This is a genomic window from Microbacterium sp. NIBRBAC000506063 (genome assembly GCF_017968845.1).
Lineage (GTDB): Bacteria > Actinomycetota > Actinomycetes > Actinomycetales > Microbacteriaceae > Microbacterium.
Window position 1 is genome coordinate 2,257,571 of sequence record NZ_CP072876.1, and the last position, 16,817, is coordinate 2,274,387.

The following is a 16,817-nucleotide window of genomic DNA, read 5'->3' on the forward strand; positions in this document are numbered from 1 at the left end:
AGGAAAGGAGAGGAGGTCCTGATGATTCTTGTAAGACAGGAAATCGGCGATGTGCTGAGGGACTTCCGCCTTCAGAAGGGTCGCACCCTGCGCCAGGTCGCGGGCAAGGCCTCTGTGGCACTCGGTTACCTCAGCGAGGTCGAGCGCGGCCAGAAGGAGGCCTCGAGCGAGATCCTCGCCTCGGTGGCAGACGCCCTCGATGTCCCGATCTCGATGATCATGCGCGAAGTCGGCGACCGGATCGCTGTGCTGGAGGGCCTCGAGGTCTTCTCGGATGTCGTCCCCGACGACTTCGCGACGGCCATCGAGCCCGAGCTCTCGCTGCACTGACGGCCCGCGGGTGCGACGCAGCGAGTTCTTCCGCGCGGTGGACGACGAGTTCGGCGCGAACGCGGCATCCCTTCTGCACGATCTCGTGCTGAGCGAGCTCGGCTCGCGCACGGCCGATGAGGCACTGGATGCCGGTGAGCCGCCGCGCACGGTCTGGCTGGCGCTGTGCGCCGAGATGGACGTGCCCGCGAATCGTCGCTACGGCGCCTGGAGCCTGGAGCCGCGGAAGCGCTGAGTCGCGGCGTGGTTTCGTGCTGCCGTTGTGCGGCGTGTCTTCGAAATAGTGTTCGAAAGCCGCGTAGTCTTCTGCACAAGTGGAATCGAGCGCTTGTCTTTCCACATTGTGCGGTTTCGCGGACCGAATGTCCGAGGCCCCGCATAACGTGAAGGCCATGGCTCAGCCATACGCCTTGTCGGAGAGCTTCACCCCAGCCGGGGTGGCCGCGACAGCCTACAGGCGGCAGAACGCGAGCAGAAGGAGCACACCATGCCATCACCCGCCGACCGCGAGAAGGCCCTCGAATCGGCCCTCGCCCAGATCGACCGTCAGTTCGGAAAGGGCTCGGTCATGCGCCTCGGCAGCGACGAGCGCGCCCCGGTCGAGGTCATCCCCACCGGCTCCATCGCCCTCGACGTCGCCCTCGGCGTCGGTGGTCTGCCGCGTGGCCGCATCATCGAGATCTACGGTCCGGAGTCCTCGGGTAAGACGACGCTGACCCTGCACGCGATCGCCAACGTGCAGCGTGCCGGCGGCATCGCCGCCTTCATCGACGCCGAGCACGCGCTCGACCCCGACTACGCGCAGAAGCTCGGTGTCGACATCGATCAGCTCCTCGTCTCTCAGCCCGACACAGGAGAGCAGGCGCTCGAGATCGCCGACATGCTGGTGCGTTCCGGCTCCATCGACCTCGTCGTCATCGACTCGGTGGCAGCCCTTGTGCCGCGCGCCGAGATCGAGGGCGAGATGGGCGACTCGCACGTGGGTCTGCAGGCCCGCCTCATGTCGCAGGCACTGCGCAAGCTCACCGGTGGGCTGAACCAGACCGGCACGTCGATGATCTTCATCAACCAGCTGCGCGAGAAGATCGGTGTCTTCTTCGGCTCGCCCGAGACGACCGCCGGCGGTAAGGCGCTGAAGTTCTACGCCTCGGTGCGTCTCGACATCCGCCGCATCGAGACGCTGAAAGACGGAACGGATGCCGTCGGCAACCGCACCCGCGTCAAGGTCGTCAAGAACAAGATGGCTCCGCCCTTCAAGCAGGCCGAGTTCGACATCCTCTACGGCACCGGTATCTCGCGCGAGGGCTCGCTCATCGACTTCGGCGTCGAGCACGGGATCGTGAAGAAGTCCGGCTCCTGGTACACCTACGACGGCGACCAGCTGGGCCAGGGCAAGGAGAACGCGCGCAACTTCCTCCTCAAGAACGACGACGTCGCGCTGGCCATCGAGACCCAGATCAAGCAGAAGCTCGGGATCGGCGGTGCCGCCCCTGCCGAAGAGGCGGAGACGGTCGACGAGCTCGCCGAGCGGCGTCCGGCCTGAGCGACCCGGGCTGACCGATGACACACGGATCCGGGGCGAGTCGGGCGGAGACGCCGCCCGACTCGCCCCCGTCACCCCGCTCTTCGGCAGAGGCCTGAGCGAACGGCATCCGGCGCACGGGCACGCGCTGCGCTCGAGCGTCGACGCCCGCGCTGAGGCAGACGTGCATGATCGTGCGACGGCGAAGAGACCCGCGCTCCGCGCCGTCGAACGCATCGATGCCCCTTCACCGGATTCGGGTCGTCTGAACCCTCGGATGCCGAAGTCGCCGACTCTGCGCCCGACCCCGAGGCGCTGCGCGATGCCGCCGAGCGGCTTCTGCTGCGCAAGCTGCGCGCCAAGGCGCTGTCGGTCTCGGAGGCCCGACTGACCCTCCGCGGCGAAGGACTCTCCACCGAGCAGGGGAGGAGATCATCGACGACTGCCTGCGCCGCGGGTACCTCGACGATCGCGTCCTCGCCGAACTGCTCGTGCGTGCCGGCGTCGAACGCCGGAGCCAAGGGCGGGCCGCGCTCGCGCGCAGCCTCGCCCAGCGCGGCCTCGATCGGTCTGTCATCGATGAGGCACTCGCCGAACTCCCCGACGACGATGCGGAGCGGGCGCTCGAGTTCGCGCGCTCGAAAGCCCGGTCACTCGCCCGTCTCGACCCCGACACGGCACTGCGGCGCCTCGTCGGGCAGCTCGCACGTCGTGGATTCGGGGGAGGAGTCGCGATGAACGCGGCGAAGCAGGCGCTGCGCGAGGCCTCTTCCGGCGGCGGGTCCGGGGTGCGGTTCCGCGAATCCGAGTGAGGAGCGGCATCCGACGGGGCCGCATCCTCAGCAAGCGCTCGTAGAATGGCATCCATCATGACTACTCCGCTGAGCGAACCGACGATCATCGCGCCGTCGACGGCCGCCGTCGACGCCGACGGGCACGTGCGCACCTACGAGGTGCGCACCTTCGGCTGCCAGATGAACGTGCACGACTCCGAGCGGTTGTCCGGCTCGCTCGAGAGCGCCGGATACGTACCCGCCGCCCTCGGCGAAGAGGCCGACGTCGTCATCATCAACACCTGCGCCGTGCGCGACAACGCCGCCGGCAAGCTCTACGGCACGCTCGGGCACCTGAAGTCGCGCAAAGACAAGCACGAGGGCATGCAGATCGCCGTCGGCGGATGCCTTGCGCAGATGGATCAGCAGGCGGTGCTCGACAAGGCGCCCTGGGTCGACGTCGTCTTCGGCACGCACAACATGGGCTCGCTTCCCGGGCTGCTCGAGCGCGCCAAGCACAACGGCGAAGCCGAGCTCGAGATCCTCGAGGCGCTCGAGGTGTTCCCCTCGACGCTGCCGACCAAGCGCGACTCCGCGCACAGCGGCTGGGTGTCGATCTCGGTCGGATGCAACAACACCTGCACCTTCTGCATCGTGCCGAGCCTCCGCGGCAAGGAGAAGGACCGCCGCCCCGGCGACATCCTCAACGAGATCCGGCTTCTCGTCGACGACGGTGCCATCGAGGTGACCCTGCTCGGGCAGAACGTGAACTCCTACGGCGTCGAGTTCGGCGACCGTCAGGCCTTCGGCAAGCTGCTTCGCGCCGCCGGCGAGATCGAAGGGCTCGAGCGCATCCGCTTCACGAGCCCGCACCCCGCCGCCTTCACCGACGACGTCATCGACGCGATGGCCGAGACGCCCTCGGTCATGCCCCAGCTGCACATGCCGCTGCAGTCCGGCAGCGACCGCATCCTCAAGGCCATGCGCCGTTCGTATCGCTCCTCGAAGTTTCTCGGCATCCTCGACCGCGTGCGCGAGCGCATCCCGCACGCGGCGATCACCACCGACATCATCGTCGGCTTCCCCGGTGAGACCGACGAGGACTTCGAAGAGACGATGCGCGTCGTCGAGCAGTCGCGCTTCTCCGGCGCCTTCACGTTCCAGTACTCCATCCGCGAGGGCACGCCCGCCGCGACGATGGAGGACCAGGTCCCCAAGGCCGTCGTGCAGGAGCGTTACGACCGCCTCATCGCGCTGCAGGAGCGCATCTCGCTCGAAGAGAACCAGAAGCAGGTCGGCCGTGAGGTCGAACTGCTCGTGTCGGTCGGCGAGGGCAAGAAAGACGCAGAGACGCACCGGCTCACCGGTCGCGCCCAAGACAACAGACTCGTGCATTTCCAGGTGCCCGAGGGTTCTGAGTTGCCGCGCCCCGGCGACGCCGTCACCGTCACGATCACCCACGCCGCACCCTTCCATTTGCTGGCCGACGACCCCAGCGGTGCGCCCCTGAAGATCCGGCGCACGCGCGGCGGCGACGCCTGGGATCGCGCACAGGCCGAGTCCTGCGGCGTGCCGGCACCGGGCGGCTCCTCAGCCGGCGCCGGGACAGTTTCCCTGGGCCTGCCCACCCTCCGCGTCGCCCCCTCCGGTCGTTGAGCGAGGAGCGCAGCGACGAGACGAAACGTGGTGACGACCCATGAATCGCAACCGCCTTCGAGTCGAATGCGTTGACAGGGCGGGGCACCGCGTTTCGACTCGCCTTCGGCTCGCTCGACGACCGGGAGTCACCTTATGAGCCGCGCCCCAGGCCTCTGGGCCGTCGTCGGCGCCACCGGCACCGGCAAGAGCGACTTCTCCCTCGACCTGGCCGAAGCGCTCGGCGCCCAGGGCATTCCCGCCGAGATCGTCAACGCCGACGCGATGCAGCTGTATCGCGGGATGGACATCGGCACCGCCAAACTCGCCGAGGGCGAGCGCCGCGGCATCCGACACCATCTCTTCGACGTGCGGGAGGTCACCGAGGACGCCGCCGTCGCCTGGTACCAGCCGCTGGCCCGCGCGGCGATCGAGGGCATTCATGCGCGGGGAGCCGACGCGATCCTCGTCGGCGGGTCGGGGCTCTACGTCTCGAGTGTGATCTTCGACTTTCGGTTCCCGCCGCGCGACGAGCGGTTGCGTGCGCGGCTCGAGGCCGACCTCGATGAGTTCGGAACCGGCGCCATGTTCGAGCGTCTCCGCGCGCAGGATCCAGCCACCGCGGCCCGCATCGACCCGCACAACGGTCGTCGCATCGTCCGTGCCCTGGAGGTGCTCGCCCAGGGCTCAGAGACGCACGGCGCCGCACTGCCCGAGGAGCCGCAGCTGTGGCATCCGGAGACACGGATCATCGGCATCCGACTCGACCGCGCCGACCTTGTCGAGCGTCTGGACCAGCGCGTCCTGCGCATGTGGGAGGCGGGGCTCGTCGACGAGGTCGCCCGCCTGCGCGAGCGAGGGCTGGAACAGGGCGTCACAGCGCGTCGTGCCATCGGCTACGCGCAGGCGCTCGCACAGCTGGAGGGCACGCAGACCGAGGCCGAGGCGATCGCCGAGACGCAGGCACTGACCCGGCGCTACGCCCGGCGCCAGGTGTCGTGGTTCAAGCGGTACCCGGAGATCGAATGGGTGGACGCCGGAACGGATGCCGCCACCGTGCTCTGAACGCGGCGCCCCTCCACCCTGTGAACACCCGCGCCGGTCTCAGTTCCTGCGACATCCGCGTGCGCCTCGTCGCCATTTGTGAGACCGACGATCTTGGCGGTCTCAGTTGTTGTGGGCTCAGGAGGGAACACCCGCAACAACTGAGACCGGCGCGAAGGGGCGAGGGATTCTGCTCTGAGCGGATCGGCTCGACCCGGGTGCATGGCCCTGCCTACGCTGTGGGCATGAGCGACGTCGCCGAGAACCCGGAAGCACCGACGGCCCCGAGACACGACCCCGACCCGCTCTGGCGCGAGGTCGTCGGGGAGCTGCTGCGCGAAGAGCGTGCGGAGCGCGGCGAGACCCTGGTCGAGACCGCGCGCCGCGCCGGTGTCTCGCCGCAGTACCTCTCCGAGATGGAGCGCGGACTCAAAGAGCCCTCCAGCGAGATGCTCGCCGCCGTCGCCGGCGCGCTGGAGCTCTCCCTGCTCGACCTCACGCGGGGCGTGGCCGAGCGGATCGCCCCGGCGGCGGCGCCGATGGCGACTGTCCGCGCGGCTTTCGCCCTCGCCGCCTGAGAACTGCCCGCGCGTCCGCTCTCACGGACGTGTCACCGGACGCTCGGCGATCACCTCGTCGACCAGACCGTACTCCTTGGCGCCTTCGGCGGTGAGCACGAGATCGCGGTCGGTGTCGGCGCGGAGGCGCTCCAGGTCCTGCCCGCTGTGCGCCACGAGGATCCGCTCGAGGTCGCTGCGCACGCGCACGATCTCGTCGGCCTGCAGGATGAGATCGGGGATCGCCCCGCGCCCCTGCGCGGCCGGCTGGTGCAGGATGACGCGTGCATGGGGGAGCGCGGCACGCTTCCCCGCGGCGCCGGCGGCCAGCAGCACCGCGCCGACCGAGATCGCCTGACCGACGCAGAAGGTCGCGACATCCGATCGGATGAACTGCATCGTGTCGTAGACGGCGAGCATCGCGCTCGGATCGCCGCCCTCGCAGTTGATGTACAGCTGGATGTCGCGGTCCTCGCCCTGCGCGTCCAGATGCAGCAGCTGAGCGACCAGCGCATTGGCGACGTCTGCGTCGAGCGGCGTGCCCAGGTAGATGACGCGCTCGGCGAGCAGGTGCGAGTAGACATCCATCACCCGATCGCCGCGCGGCGACTGGCTGATGACGTGGGGTATCAGCAGGTTGGGCATCTCAGGCTCCTTCCGCGACGAGGCCTACCGCGCGCCGGGCCGGGCGCGGCATGAGGGTGGGGAAGTCCGTCGTGATCTCGTCGATGAACCCGTAGGCGCGCGCCTCCTCGGCGCTGAACCAGCGGTCGTGCAGGGAGTCTTCGAATACCCGGTCGAGGCCCTGCCCGGTGTCGGCGGCGATCAGGGCGAGCACCGTGTCGCGCGTGTGCCGGAGGTCGGCGGCCTGCAGCTCGACGTCCACCGCGGTGCCGCCGATGCCCGCCGACCCCTGGTGCAGCAGGATGCGGCTGTGCGGCAGCGCGCGACGCTTGCCCGGCGTGCCCGCAGAGAGGAGGAACTGCCCGGCGCTGCACGCGAGACCGAAGGCCACGGTCGCCACATCGCAGGGCACGGCCCGCATGAGGTCGCGGATCGCCAACATCGCCGGAACCGAGCCGCCCGGAGAGTGGATCCACAGCGTGATGTCGGCCTGCGCATCTTCGGCGGCGAGGGCCAGCAGCTGCGTCATCAGCAGCACGCCGTTGTCGTCGTCGAGCGGCCCGTCGAGCACGAGCACGCGACGGGCGAAGAGCATCCGGCGCGTGTCGGCGTCGAAGAGGTTCCGCGGGGTGTCATCTGTCATGCTCTCAGCCTGACGGCGCAGAGTCCGCCGCGCCGCGGAATCCGCCGACGGCGGATCCGCCCACGGCGGCGAGCCGCGTGTGACGGAATGTCGGATGCCGTCGGCACACTGGCAGGCATGACCACCCACTTCTACACCGCGACGAGTCTCGACGGCTTCATCGCGACGCCCGAACACTCCCTGGACTGGCTGCTGTCGCAAGACATCGACGAGCACGGGCCGATGCACTACGGAGGGTTCATCACGGGCATCGGTGCTCTCGCGATGGGCGCCTCCACATATGAATGGCTGCTGCGCAACGACCCGGCCGGCTGGTCGTACGACATGCCGGCCTGGGTCTTCACCCATCGCGAGCTGCCCGTTCTCGACGGCGCCGACATCCGCTTCGTCTCCGGAGATGTCACGCCCGTCCATGCGCAGATGCAGGCCGCCGCGGGCGGCAAAGACCTCTGGATCGTCGGCGGCGGCGAGCTCGTCGGTCAGTTCGCCGACGCCGGACTGCTCGACGAGGTGTGGCTGCAGTACGCGCCGGTCACCCTCGGCGCGGGAGCCCCCTTGCTGCCACGGCGCCTCGACCTGGAGCTGATCGAGGTCGCCCGCAACCGGAGCTTCCTATGCGGGCGCTATCGGGTCGTGAAAGCTCCCTAGACTGGGAGGATGGTCGCATTCACCAAGGGGCACGGGACGGGCAACGACTTCGTCATCATCGCCGATCCCGATGGTGCTCTAGAGCTGAGCACCGAGCAGATCGCGGCTCTGTGCGACCGCAACTTCGGCATCGGGGGCGACGGACTGCTGCGCGTCGTCCGCTCGACGGTCATCGCCGAGGGCGAGGGGATCCTTGCCGAGGAGCCCGAGGCCGAGTGGTTCATGGACTACCGCAACGCCGACGGATCGATCGCCGAGATGTGCGGCAACGGCATCCGGGTCTTCGCCCACTACCTCGTCCGTTCCGGGCTCGCGACGATCGAGCCGGGCTCGACGCTGCCCATCGGCACGCGCACGGGCGTTCGCGACGTCACCCGCAGCGAGAACGGCTACCAGGTCGACCTCGGCCGGTGGCGGCTGTCGGGAGACGACCCGCTGACGAGCGTGTCAGGACTGGCGGTGCCACGCCCCGGCCTCGGCATCGACGTCGGCAATCCGCATGTCGTGGTGGCGCTGGCCTCCGAACAGGAGCTCGCCGGGCTCGACCTGCACCGGCCGCCGGTTCTCGACCCGGTGCTCCCCGAGGGCGCGAACATCGAGTTCGTCGTCCCCGGCGAGCCGCTCGTGCGCGACGGCGTCGGCCGGGTCAGGATGCGTGTGCACGAACGCGGGGTCGGTGAGACCCTCAGCTGCGGCACCGGCGTCGCGGCCACCGCGCTCGCGGTGCGGCACTGGGCGGGAGAGGGCGCGCCCGACCACTGGCGCGTGGAGGTGCCCGGCGGCACGCTGGGCGTGCGCATGTTCCCCGCCGAGGATGGCGAGCACGTCGGACTCTCCGGGCCCGCGCAACTGGTCTACTCGGGCGAGATCGCGCTCGCGTAGGTCTTCTCCCGGTCGTCCCGCGAGCCGACGTAGAGTCGACACGCAGTACGTCGATCGGCCGAGGTCACCGCGTTTCGTCACTTCGACGCGCTGCGCTTGCTCAGTACACTGCTCGGTCGCCTGCGGCGTCCTCGCTCAACGACCGGAAGAGGGCGTTGCCACCGCGACCTCGTCGGTCTGCGGCGAGCCGTGCTTGCGCACCTTGATCACGCGGTAGCCGCGGCCCGTCGCTGTGCGGTAGACGCTGTATCCCTTGTCGAAGTTCGCCGCCAGCCACCGCTGCAAGGAGTCGGCGCCCAGATTGCGCTGCACCACCAACCAGGCGTCGCTGCGCTCGTCCAGCCGCGGGATCCACCGATCGAGCAGATCGTGCAGCTGGTTCTTGCCGACGCGGATGGGCGGATTGGAGCGGATTGTGCGGAACACGACGTCATCGGGAACATCGTCGGGCTGTACGGCGTTGATGTTCTTCAGGCCCAGGCTCTCGGCGTTGCGGCGTACGAGGTCGAGGGAGCGCTCATTGACGTCGACGGCCCAGATCGTCGCGCGAGGAGCGCTCAGCGCGAGAGAGATGCTGATGGGCCCCCATCCGCATCCGAGATCCAGGAAGTCGCCGCCGGGAGGCGCGGGAGGCGTATTGGCGAGGAGCACAGCGGTGCCGGCATCGAGGCGGTCCGGGCTGAAAACCCCGCTGCGGTGGTGAGTTCCCACTCTCGGCCTGCGAGAGTGACACGGATCTTTCGCAGGTTCTCCGCACTTGCCGGGGCCGCGCTGAAGTAGTGGTCTGACCCCATACGGTGAGCGTACCGGACAGGTGGGGTTAAGGTTAAGGCGCTCTTCCGCGCGATGAGGTTGCGAGGAGCAGATGCACAAGACTAAGGAACGAATGACACAGCCGACAGACGAGACACCGCAGACCGATCCGCTGGATCGTGTGCTCCAGAGCGCGCAGAAGCGCACCGAAGCGCGCGTGTTCGGCGCGGCGCAGGCGCTGCAGGACGAGGCCACCGCCGGGCATACGATCGCCGACGGCGAGCAGTGGGACCTCGAGGAGCGGCGTGCCCTGCGGCGGGTCGAAGGGCTCTCCACGGAGCTCGAAGACGTCACCGAGGTCGAGTACCGCCAGCTTCGCCTGGAGCGGGTCGTGCTCGTGGGCGTGTATCCCGCCGGAGCGCAGTCGGATGCCGAGAACTCCCTCCGTGAGCTCGCCGCCCTGTCCGAGACCGCCGGGGCGCGGGTGCTCGACGGTGTGCTGCAGCGGCGTCCGAACCCGGACCCCGCCACCTATCTCGGTCGCGGCAAGGCGGAGGAGCTGCGTGATCTGGTCGCGGCATCCGGAGCCGACACCGTCGTCGTCGACACCGAACTCGCGGCCAGCCAGCGGCGTGCCCTGGAGGACGTCGTCAAGGTCAAGGTGATCGACCGCACGACCGTCATCCTCGACATCTTCAGCCAGCACGCCAAGAGCCGCGAGGGCAAGGCGCAGGTCGAGCTCGCGCAGCTCGAGTATCTGCTGCCGCGCCTGCGCGGCTGGGGCGACTCGATGAGCCGTCAGGCCGGTGGTCAAGTTGGCGCCGGCGGCGCCGGTATGGGCTCGCGCGGTCCGGGTGAGACGAAGATCGAGCTGGACCGTCGCCGCATCCGCACCCGCATGGCGCAGCTGCGCCGTCAGATCCGCGGCTTCGCGCCCGCGCGCGACGCCAAGCGCGCCGAGCGCAAGCGCCACACGATCCCCTCCGTCGCGATCGCCGGGTACACGAACGCCGGCAAGTCGAGTCTGCTCAATGCCCTCACCAACGCGGGTGTGCTCGTCGAGAACGCGCTGTTCGCGACGCTGGATGCGACCGTGCGCCGCACGGAGACCTCCGACGGGCGCGTGTTCACACTGACCGACACGGTCGGATTCGTGCGCAACCTGCCGCACCAGCTGGTCGAGGCGTTCCGCTCGACCCTGGAGGAGGTGGCCGATGCCGACGTCATCGTCCACGTCGTCGACGGCTCGCATCCGGACCCCGCCGGGCAGCTGCAGACCGTCCGCGACGTGATGGGGGATGTCGGCGCGCGCGACATCCCGGAGATCGTCGCCTTCAACAAGGCCGACCTGCTCAGCGCCGACGATCGGCTCGTGCTGCAAGGGCTGGAGCCGAAGGCCCACTTCGTCTCCTCCCGCACGGGTGAGGGGATCGCGGGGCTGCGGCAGACGATCGAGGAGACGCTGCCGCGTCCGGCCGTCGAGATCCACGCGATCGTGCCCTACGACCGGGGCGGTCTCGTCTCGGCGATCCACGAGAGCGGCATCCTGCTGTCGTCGGAGCATCGCGAGACGGGCACCGAGGTGCGCGCCCACGTCTCCGAGCGGCTCGCGGCCGAGCTCGCGCCCTTCGCGGTCGGGTGAGCGGGTCTCGGCTGCCTCCGACCAATCGGTCCGTATGCGGGTGTGGTCGTGCGATCCGCAGGAGCGAGCGATCCGTCTGCAGGAGCGAGCGAGGGAATCGCCCGTCCTGGTCGCGTCACCAGGGCACGCAGGCGCCAACGCTCCTGCAGACGGGGAGCATCCTCCTGCACACGGTCGTGTGCGGCCGGGTCTCTCTGTTCAGCGGGCGGTGAAGCGCGCCTCGACCGTCGCCGACACCACGATGTCGGCGGGCTGGAACTCCATGTTCGCGCCGCCCGCAGCATCCGAGGCGAAGGCGACCGCCCGGAGCATCGGCTGTGCGCTCTCCTGGTGCTGCAGAAGCCCCTGGTCGGCGATGGAGACCGGCGATACGCTCGTGCGCCCGAGCGCGGTCGCATAGGCCTGTGCGCGGCGCACGGCGACCTGGATCGCCTCGGTGGCGACGTCCTGCTCGATCGCGCGGCGCGTCTGCGGCGTGAGCGCCCAGTCGACGTGGCCGATCTCGACGGCGTCCCAGGCCGAGACGTCGGTCACCCACAGGGAGAGCGCGCTGAAGTCCGCGAAGGTCGCGGTGAAGTCGATGCTCGCGTGGAAGACGGGCGCGAGGCGCTTGCCCTCCGGGTTCCAGGGGCGCTCGGCCCGTACCGAGAGTCGGGTGCTCGACCACTCTACGAGCGTGCCGGCATCCGATCCGGCCGTCAGGCTCTCACGCACGGGGTCGGCGGAGCGGCCCGCCTCGTCGAGCACGGTGGCCCGCTCCGGGCCTTCCGTGCGCACCGTGACGTGCACCGTCGCCCGCTCCGGCACCACACGCACCTCCTGTTCGCCGCGGACCGTGATCGTGACCTCGCTCATGATGCGATGCTACTCCGACGCGCTCTCGCCGCGCGGGACCGCATACCGCAGGAGCGCGCCCCGGTGTCGAGCGGGCGCGCGTCGAGCAGGGTCAGCGGCCGCGGCTGGTCGGCGGGTTTGAACAGCGGGTTGCCGGCGCCGAGGATGACGGGGGAGACGCCGACGAGCAGTTCGTCGACGAGCCCGGCCTCGAGCAGCGCATCGGTCAGCTCGGCGCTGCCGAACACGTAGATCGGTCGTTCGCCCTCCTGCTTGCGGCGGGTGAGCTCGCCGACGATGTCCGAGGCGACCTCGGTGTTCTGCCAGGTCGCCTCGGCGAGGGTTCGCGATGCGACGAGCTTGGGCGCGGAGTTCATGTACGCGGCGATCTCGGGATCGTCGGTCGCGCTCTGCCAGTGGGCGGCCATGCCCTCGTAGGTCACGCGTCCGAAGACGAGCAGTCCGAGGTTCTCGCCGAAGCTCAGGCTGAGCTCGCGCAGGTCCTCGCCCCAGATGTACTCGTGCAGCGCGAGGTTCCAGGGCTGCGTTCCCTCGAAGTAGCCGTCGAGCGAGATGACGTTCCAGACGATGAGCTTGGCCATGGTGTCCAGTCTCACGTCCCGCGGATGCGGCGTCCAGGGGTCTGGCGCAGGAATGGCGCCGGGGCGGCATCCGTTGTATTCTGTAATGCTCGGGTGCACGGCATCCGGGTTGGTAATTCCACAGTGTGACAACGGCTTCCTTCGCGAGAAGGACCACGGGGCTGATCGGTTTCGACAGCGCCTGTGAATCCACGAGAAGCGGGCCGAGGATGCAGAGTTATCTCGTAAACGCTCTCTGCAAACCAATAGTTGCCGATGCAAAGCGCAACGACTTCGCCCTCGCTGCCTAAGCGAGCCCGATAGTCCGTCAGACCGTGGCTGATCTCGACACGGACTCTGGCGTCATCTAGAGATCTTGCTGAGCGGTGGCGTCTGGACGCCGCTCGGGACTTTTCCCAGACTGGGCTCGTCGACTTAGGTGTCTGTGACAAAGGTCGGAGCCGAGCAGAACGCTTCCACAGACTGCGCCCGGAGAAGGCGTGGAGACTCAGTGCTGGACGGGGGTTCGATTCCCCCCAGCTCCACGAAAGAACCAAGTCGTTGTCATAGATGAAGCCCCGCACCCCTTGCCATGACAAGGGGGTGCGGGGCTTTTTCGTTGCTCGACATGTGCGGTACGGCCGCAGAGCGGAGGCCGACCGCGAGCTGTCACTCAGAGTTCACCCGACGATCGCCGGTGTTGAGGTGGGCGTCACCTGCTGCCCGTAGCTTCATGGGCGGACCCGGGGCCGTGTTCGCATGCCCAGGCGTGCGTACAGGGCGCGGATCCTCCCCTGTGTATCCCTCTCAGAAAGAGTCCTGTCACATGAAGCTCTCCAAGGTCGCCGCGGCATCCGCTGCCGCTGTGCTCGCCCTGTCCCTCGCCGCCTGTAGCGGGGACGCCTCCGGCGCCGAATCCGAAGGCTACGCCAAGGACGCCGACACGCTCGTCATGGGCATGGTTCCCGACCAGCAGTCGGTCGAGAACAACTTCCAGCCGCTCGTCGACTACATCGAGGAAGTCACCGGCAAGAACGTCGAGCTCATCGAGTCGGCCAACTACGCCGCGCTCGTCGAGGCCGCGATCGCCGGTCGCATCGACATCGGCTCCTTCTCCGGCTTCACCTTCGTCGCCGCGCAGAACGGCGGCGCCAACCTCATCCCGATCGGCGTGACGGTCACCCAGGAGGGCGAGGAGCCCGGCTACGAGTCGGTGGCGATCGTGCCCGCAGGCTCGGACATCACCTCCATCGAGGGTTTCCGCGGCAAGAACGTCTGCTTCGTCGACCCGGGCTCGACCTCGGGCTACCTGTACCCCTCGGCGGAGCTGCTCGCGGTGGGCATCGACCCCGAGACCGACATCACCCCGGTGTTCGCCGGCGGCCACGACGCCTCGGCGCAGAAGACCGCGCAGGGCGTGGAGTGCGACGCGGGCTTCGCCGAGGACGCGGTCGTCGACGTCACGGGCGTGCAGCAGGGCCTCTTCGCCGAGGGCGACCTGGTCTCCGTGAACCGCACGACCGTCCCGGGCGCGCCGCTGGTCATCTCGGGCAACCTGCCACAGGACGTCCAGGACGAGCTGACCTCTTCGCTGCAGAACATCACCCGCGCCGACATCGAGGCCAAGGGCATCGAGATCACCGAGGCCTTCGCCGCCTACTTCTTCGAGCTCGTGCCCGTCGAGGACTCGTACTACGACAGCGTGCGTCTCGTCTGCGAGCAGACCGGCGCCGCCCAGTGCACGCCGTGATCTGATCACCCGACGCACCGCTGAGCACAAGGACGAGACAGGCTGATGAGCACCGAGAGAGTTATCGAACTGACGGATGTCCGCAAGGACTTCGGGAAGACCCGCGCGCTGAAGGACGTGTCGCTGGGCATCGAGCAGGGGGAGATCGTGGTCCTGCTCGGGCTCTCCGGCTCGGGCAAGTCCACGCTCCTGCGCCACCTCGACGGACTCGAGCAGCCCACCTCCGGCACCGTCACGGTGCTGGGGGAGGAGGTGCCGAGTCTGACGGGAGCGCGGATGCGGGGGCTGCGCAGTCGCGTCGGCTTCATCTTCCAGCAGTTCGAGCTCGTCGGTCCTCTGACCGTGCTCGAGAACGTGCTCACCGGGTCTCTCTCGCAGCTGTGGGGTCCGCGACTGGGGCTTCCCACCTACCCCGCGCGCTGCGCGAGAAGGCCTTCGATCTGCTCGAGGAGGTGGGTATCGGCGCGCAGGCGTTCCAGCGCGCCGATACCCTCTCCGGTGGGCAGCAGCAGCGCGTGGCGATCGCCCGCGCGCTCATGCAGGACCCCGAGATCCTCCTCGCCGACGAGCCCGTCGCCTCGCTCGATCCCGAGTCGAGCGAGCAGGTGATGAATCTCATCCGCGAGATCGGCATGCGCCGTCATCTCACGGTCGTGTGCAGCCTTCACCAGGTGGAGCTGGCGCTGGCCTGGGCCGACCGCATCATCGGGCTCCGACACGGCGAGATCGTGCTCGACACGCCCGCCGAGGGCCTCAGCAAGGAGGCGGTGATGGAGATCTACGGCCGCGTCGCCACCTCCACGAGCGAGCTGACGGCCGTCGCCGAGGAGCTCAGCGCGGCTGCCGCCGAAGTCCAGGCGCTCGCGACGGAGCGCTCGGGAGCGCACGGATGACGACCACCGCTCCTCCCCGCTCCTCGAGCACCCGCGAGCCGTTGCGCCTTCCGCCGCCCTCGCGCAATCAGACCACCGTCACGATCGTCCTGATGGGGTTGCTCCTCCTCTCCGTCTGGTCGTACATCCAGTCCGGACCGTCATGGGCCAGATCGTCAAGGGCATCGACTATGCCGAGCGCTTCCTGCAGCGCACCGTGCCCTTCGTCTGGCCGAGCTTCGGCGAGATCGTCTGGTACAGCACCCTGACGCTGGCGATCGTGATCTGCGGCACGGTGCTCGCCGCCGTCCTGTCGATCCCCGTCGCCTCCCTCGCCGCCCGCAACACCACCCCGGGCAAGAGCACCCGCTGGGTGGGCCGCGCGCTCACGGTCGTCACCCGTGCCGCCCCGGATGCGATCCTCGCGCTGATCTTCGCGCTCATCATCGGTCAGGGCGCCCTCGCGGGCATCCTCGCCCTCGGCATCCACTCGATCGGCATGATCTCCAAGCTCACCGCCGACGCCATCGAGCAGATCGACGAAGGGCCGCGCCTCGCGCTGCGCGCGGCCGGTGCCACGCGCTCGCAGGAGTTCTGGGGCGCGATCTGGCCGCAGATCCTGCCGGCGTTCGTCGCGATCGTGCTGCACCGCACCGACATCAACCTGCGCGTCTCGGTCATCCTCGGATTCGTCGGCGTCTACGGCCTGGGCTACGAGCTCAGTCACCACCTGCAGACGCTCAACTACCGCGAGGCGATGCCCTACGCGATCATCATCTTCGTGCTGTGCGTGGCCTTCGAGATCATCGCCTCGGCCGTGCGGCGCACCCTCCTCGGCGTCGAGCCGACCGGCAAAGGGCTCGGCGACCGCACGGTGCGTGCCTTCACGAAGGGTCGTTCGGCGAAGACCGAGGACGCCGCGGCATCCGCTCCGCAGCGTCCGAGCCGCGTCCGCCCCTGGGATCGCGCGCGCCTCGCCAACACGGTCTTCGCCTGGTTCGCCGCGATCGCCGTGGTCGGCTCCATCGTGGTCGCCTCCACCCAGACGAGCTCCTTCGCCAACGTCTGGCAGAACGCCGTGATCGCCTGGAACCGTCTCTGGCCGCCCATGATGGCCCGCGAGAAGTGGGAGCCGGTGTTCTTCGCGCTCCTGGAGACCGTGCAGATCGCCCTCGCGGCGACGCTGTTCGCCCTCGCGTTCTCGGCGATCATCGGCAGCTTCTCGGCGCGCAATGTCGCGCCGAACACCGCCACCCGCAATGCGTTCCGCTTCCTGCTGGTGGGCATCCGCGGCCTTCCCGAGCTGCTGCTCGCCCTGTTCTTCATCATCCTCACCGGGCTCGGCTCGGGCGCCGCGGTGCTCGCGCTCGGCATCGGCGGGATCGGGCTGCTGGGCAAGCTCTTCGCGGACTCGCTCGAGGAGGTCGATCCGGGCCCCGAGCGCGCCCTGCGGGCGACGGGCGCGAGCAGGCTCCAGATCTTCGGATCGGCGACCCTCCCGCAGGCCGCCCCGGCCTTCATCGGGCACACGCTCTACATGTTCGACACGAACGTGCGTTCGGCCACGATCCTCGGCATCGTCGGCGGCGGCGGCATCGGCTACATGCTGTCCGCGGCCGCGCGCGTCAACCAGCACGAGCTGCTGTTCCTGCTGCTGTGCGTGCTCGTGATCGTGCTGCTGATCGAGGCGCTGTCGTCGTGGATCCGCCAGCTCATCTCGTGATCGG

The 16,817-nt window shown here is 68.9% G+C and carries 17 protein-coding genes, 1 other RNA gene and 3 pseudogenes; 16 read left to right on the forward strand and 5 right to left on the reverse strand.

Annotation, left to right across the window (positions count from 1 at the left end; genetic code table 11):
• The first annotated feature begins 21 nt into the window (after positions 1–21).
• The 7 genes from KAE78_RS12790 (at position 22) to KAE78_RS12820 (ending at position 5,882) form a co-directional block, all read left to right on the forward strand.
• Positions 22–330 carry a helix-turn-helix domain-containing protein gene (locus tag KAE78_RS12790; protein ID WP_223171092.1) on the forward strand — a complete coding sequence of 103 codons (309 nt, stop codon included), beginning with the start codon at positions 22–24 and terminating at the stop codon, positions 328–330.
• A gap of 10 nt (positions 331–340) precedes the next feature.
• Complete coding sequence (locus KAE78_RS12795; protein WP_223171093.1) at positions 341–565, forward strand: DUF3046 domain-containing protein; 225 nt, start codon at positions 341–343, stop codon at positions 563–565.
• A gap of 252 nt (positions 566–817) precedes the next feature.
• Positions 818–1,873, forward strand: coding sequence for a recombinase RecA (recA, locus tag KAE78_RS12800; RefSeq protein WP_223171094.1), 1,056 nt, complete (start codon positions 818–820; stop codon positions 1,871–1,873).
• Between the two features lie 470 nt (positions 1,874–2,343).
• Entirely contained in the window at positions 2,344–2,664 is a 321-nt protein-coding gene (locus tag KAE78_RS12805; protein WP_411155947.1) for a regulatory protein RecX, read from the forward strand.
• A 57-nt stretch (positions 2,665–2,721) separates the two neighbouring features.
• Positions 2,722–4,281, forward strand: coding sequence for a tRNA (N6-isopentenyl adenosine(37)-C2)-methylthiotransferase MiaB (gene miaB / locus KAE78_RS12810; RefSeq protein ID WP_223171095.1), 1,560 nt, complete (start codon positions 2,722–2,724; stop codon positions 4,279–4,281).
• Between the two features lie 135 nt (positions 4,282–4,416).
• Positions 4,417–5,325 carry a tRNA (adenosine(37)-N6)-dimethylallyltransferase MiaA gene (miaA, locus tag KAE78_RS12815; RefSeq protein WP_223171096.1) on the forward strand — a complete coding sequence of 303 codons (909 nt, stop codon included), beginning with the start codon at positions 4,417–4,419 and terminating at the stop codon, positions 5,323–5,325.
• 224 nt (positions 5,326–5,549) lie between these two features.
• Entirely contained in the window at positions 5,550–5,882 is a 333-nt protein-coding gene (locus tag KAE78_RS12820) for a helix-turn-helix domain-containing protein (protein ID WP_223171097.1), read from the forward strand.
• A 21-nt stretch (positions 5,883–5,903) separates the two neighbouring features.
• Here KAE78_RS12820 and KAE78_RS12825 read toward each other — a convergent pair whose 3' ends face one another.
• Together KAE78_RS12825 and KAE78_RS12830 are read right to left on the reverse strand one after the other, a co-directional pair.
• Positions 5,904–6,506 carry a ClpP family protease gene (locus KAE78_RS12825; protein ID WP_223171098.1) on the reverse strand — a complete coding sequence of 201 codons (603 nt, stop codon included), beginning with the start codon at positions 6,504–6,506 and terminating at the stop codon, positions 5,904–5,906.
• 1 nt (position 6,507) lies between these two features.
• The gene (locus tag KAE78_RS12830) at positions 6,508–7,128 is read right to left on the reverse strand and encodes a ClpP family protease (RefSeq protein ID WP_223171099.1); all 621 of its coding nucleotides are present in this window, start codon (positions 7,126–7,128) and stop codon (positions 6,508–6,510) included.
• 117 nt (positions 7,129–7,245) lie between these two features.
• Here KAE78_RS12830 and KAE78_RS12835 point away from each other — a divergent pair, with 117 nt between their 5' ends.
• Together KAE78_RS12835 and dapF are read left to right on the forward strand one after the other, a co-directional pair.
• Positions 7,246–7,776 (forward strand): dihydrofolate reductase family protein, encoded by a 531-nt coding sequence (locus tag KAE78_RS12835; protein ID WP_223171100.1) that lies wholly within the window; start codon positions 7,246–7,248, stop codon positions 7,774–7,776.
• 9 nt (positions 7,777–7,785) lie between these two features.
• On the forward strand, positions 7,786–8,658 hold the full coding sequence (dapF, locus tag KAE78_RS12840; protein ID WP_223171101.1) for a diaminopimelate epimerase: 873 nt from the start codon (positions 7,786–7,788) through the stop codon (positions 8,656–8,658).
• A gap of 135 nt (positions 8,659–8,793) precedes the next feature.
• Here dapF and KAE78_RS12845 read toward each other — a convergent pair.
• Positions 8,794–9,452: pseudogene (locus tag KAE78_RS12845) on the reverse strand (class I SAM-dependent methyltransferase).
• Positions 9,453–9,544: 92 nt separating this feature from the next.
• Here KAE78_RS12845 and hflX point away from each other — a divergent pair.
• Positions 9,545–11,053: a GTPase HflX gene (gene hflX / locus KAE78_RS12850; RefSeq protein ID WP_223171102.1), complete on the forward strand. Its 1,509-nt coding sequence runs from the start codon at positions 9,545–9,547 to the stop codon at positions 11,051–11,053.
• Between the two features lie 198 nt (positions 11,054–11,251).
• Here the strand turns inward: hflX and KAE78_RS12855 are convergent, their stop codons facing one another.
• Both KAE78_RS12855 and KAE78_RS12860 read right to left on the reverse strand, forming a co-directional pair.
• The gene (locus KAE78_RS12855) at positions 11,252–11,908 is read right to left on the reverse strand and encodes an SIMPL domain-containing protein (protein ID WP_223171103.1); all 657 of its coding nucleotides are present in this window, start codon (positions 11,906–11,908) and stop codon (positions 11,252–11,254) included.
• Entirely contained in the window at positions 11,905–12,504 is a 600-nt protein-coding gene (locus tag KAE78_RS12860; protein WP_223171104.1) for a dihydrofolate reductase family protein, read from the reverse strand. Before KAE78_RS12860 ends, KAE78_RS12855 begins: the two co-directional genes overlap by 4 nt.
• A 142-nt stretch (positions 12,505–12,646) precedes the next feature.
• Here KAE78_RS12860 and ssrA point away from each other — a divergent pair.
• The 6 genes and pseudogenes from ssrA (at position 12,647) to phnE (ending at position 16,813) form a co-directional block, all read left to right on the forward strand.
• Positions 12,647–13,016, forward strand: a transfer-messenger RNA (tmRNA) gene (gene ssrA, locus KAE78_RS12865).
• Between the two features lie 278 nt (positions 13,017–13,294).
• On the forward strand, positions 13,295–14,218 hold the full coding sequence (locus tag KAE78_RS12870; protein WP_223171105.1) for a phosphate/phosphite/phosphonate ABC transporter substrate-binding protein: 924 nt from the start codon (positions 13,295–13,297) through the stop codon (positions 14,216–14,218).
• A gap of 45 nt (positions 14,219–14,263) precedes the next feature.
• A pseudogene (locus KAE78_RS19890) lies at positions 14,264–14,548 on the forward strand (ATP-binding cassette domain-containing protein); the annotation flags it as partial.
• A gap of 122 nt (positions 14,549–14,670) precedes the next feature.
• Positions 14,671–14,736 (forward strand): annotated as a pseudogene (locus tag KAE78_RS19895) (hypothetical protein); the annotation flags it as partial.
• A gap of 87 nt (positions 14,737–14,823) precedes the next feature.
• Positions 14,824–15,111 carry a hypothetical protein gene (locus KAE78_RS12880; protein ID WP_223172525.1) on the forward strand — a complete coding sequence of 96 codons (288 nt, stop codon included), beginning with the start codon at positions 14,824–14,826 and terminating at the stop codon, positions 15,109–15,111.
• Between the two features lie 142 nt (positions 15,112–15,253).
• Positions 15,254–16,813, forward strand: a complete 1,560-nt coding sequence (phnE, locus tag KAE78_RS12885; RefSeq protein WP_223171106.1) for a phosphonate ABC transporter, permease protein PhnE — start codon at positions 15,254–15,256, stop codon at positions 16,811–16,813.
• Positions 16,814–16,817 lie beyond the last annotated feature (4 nt).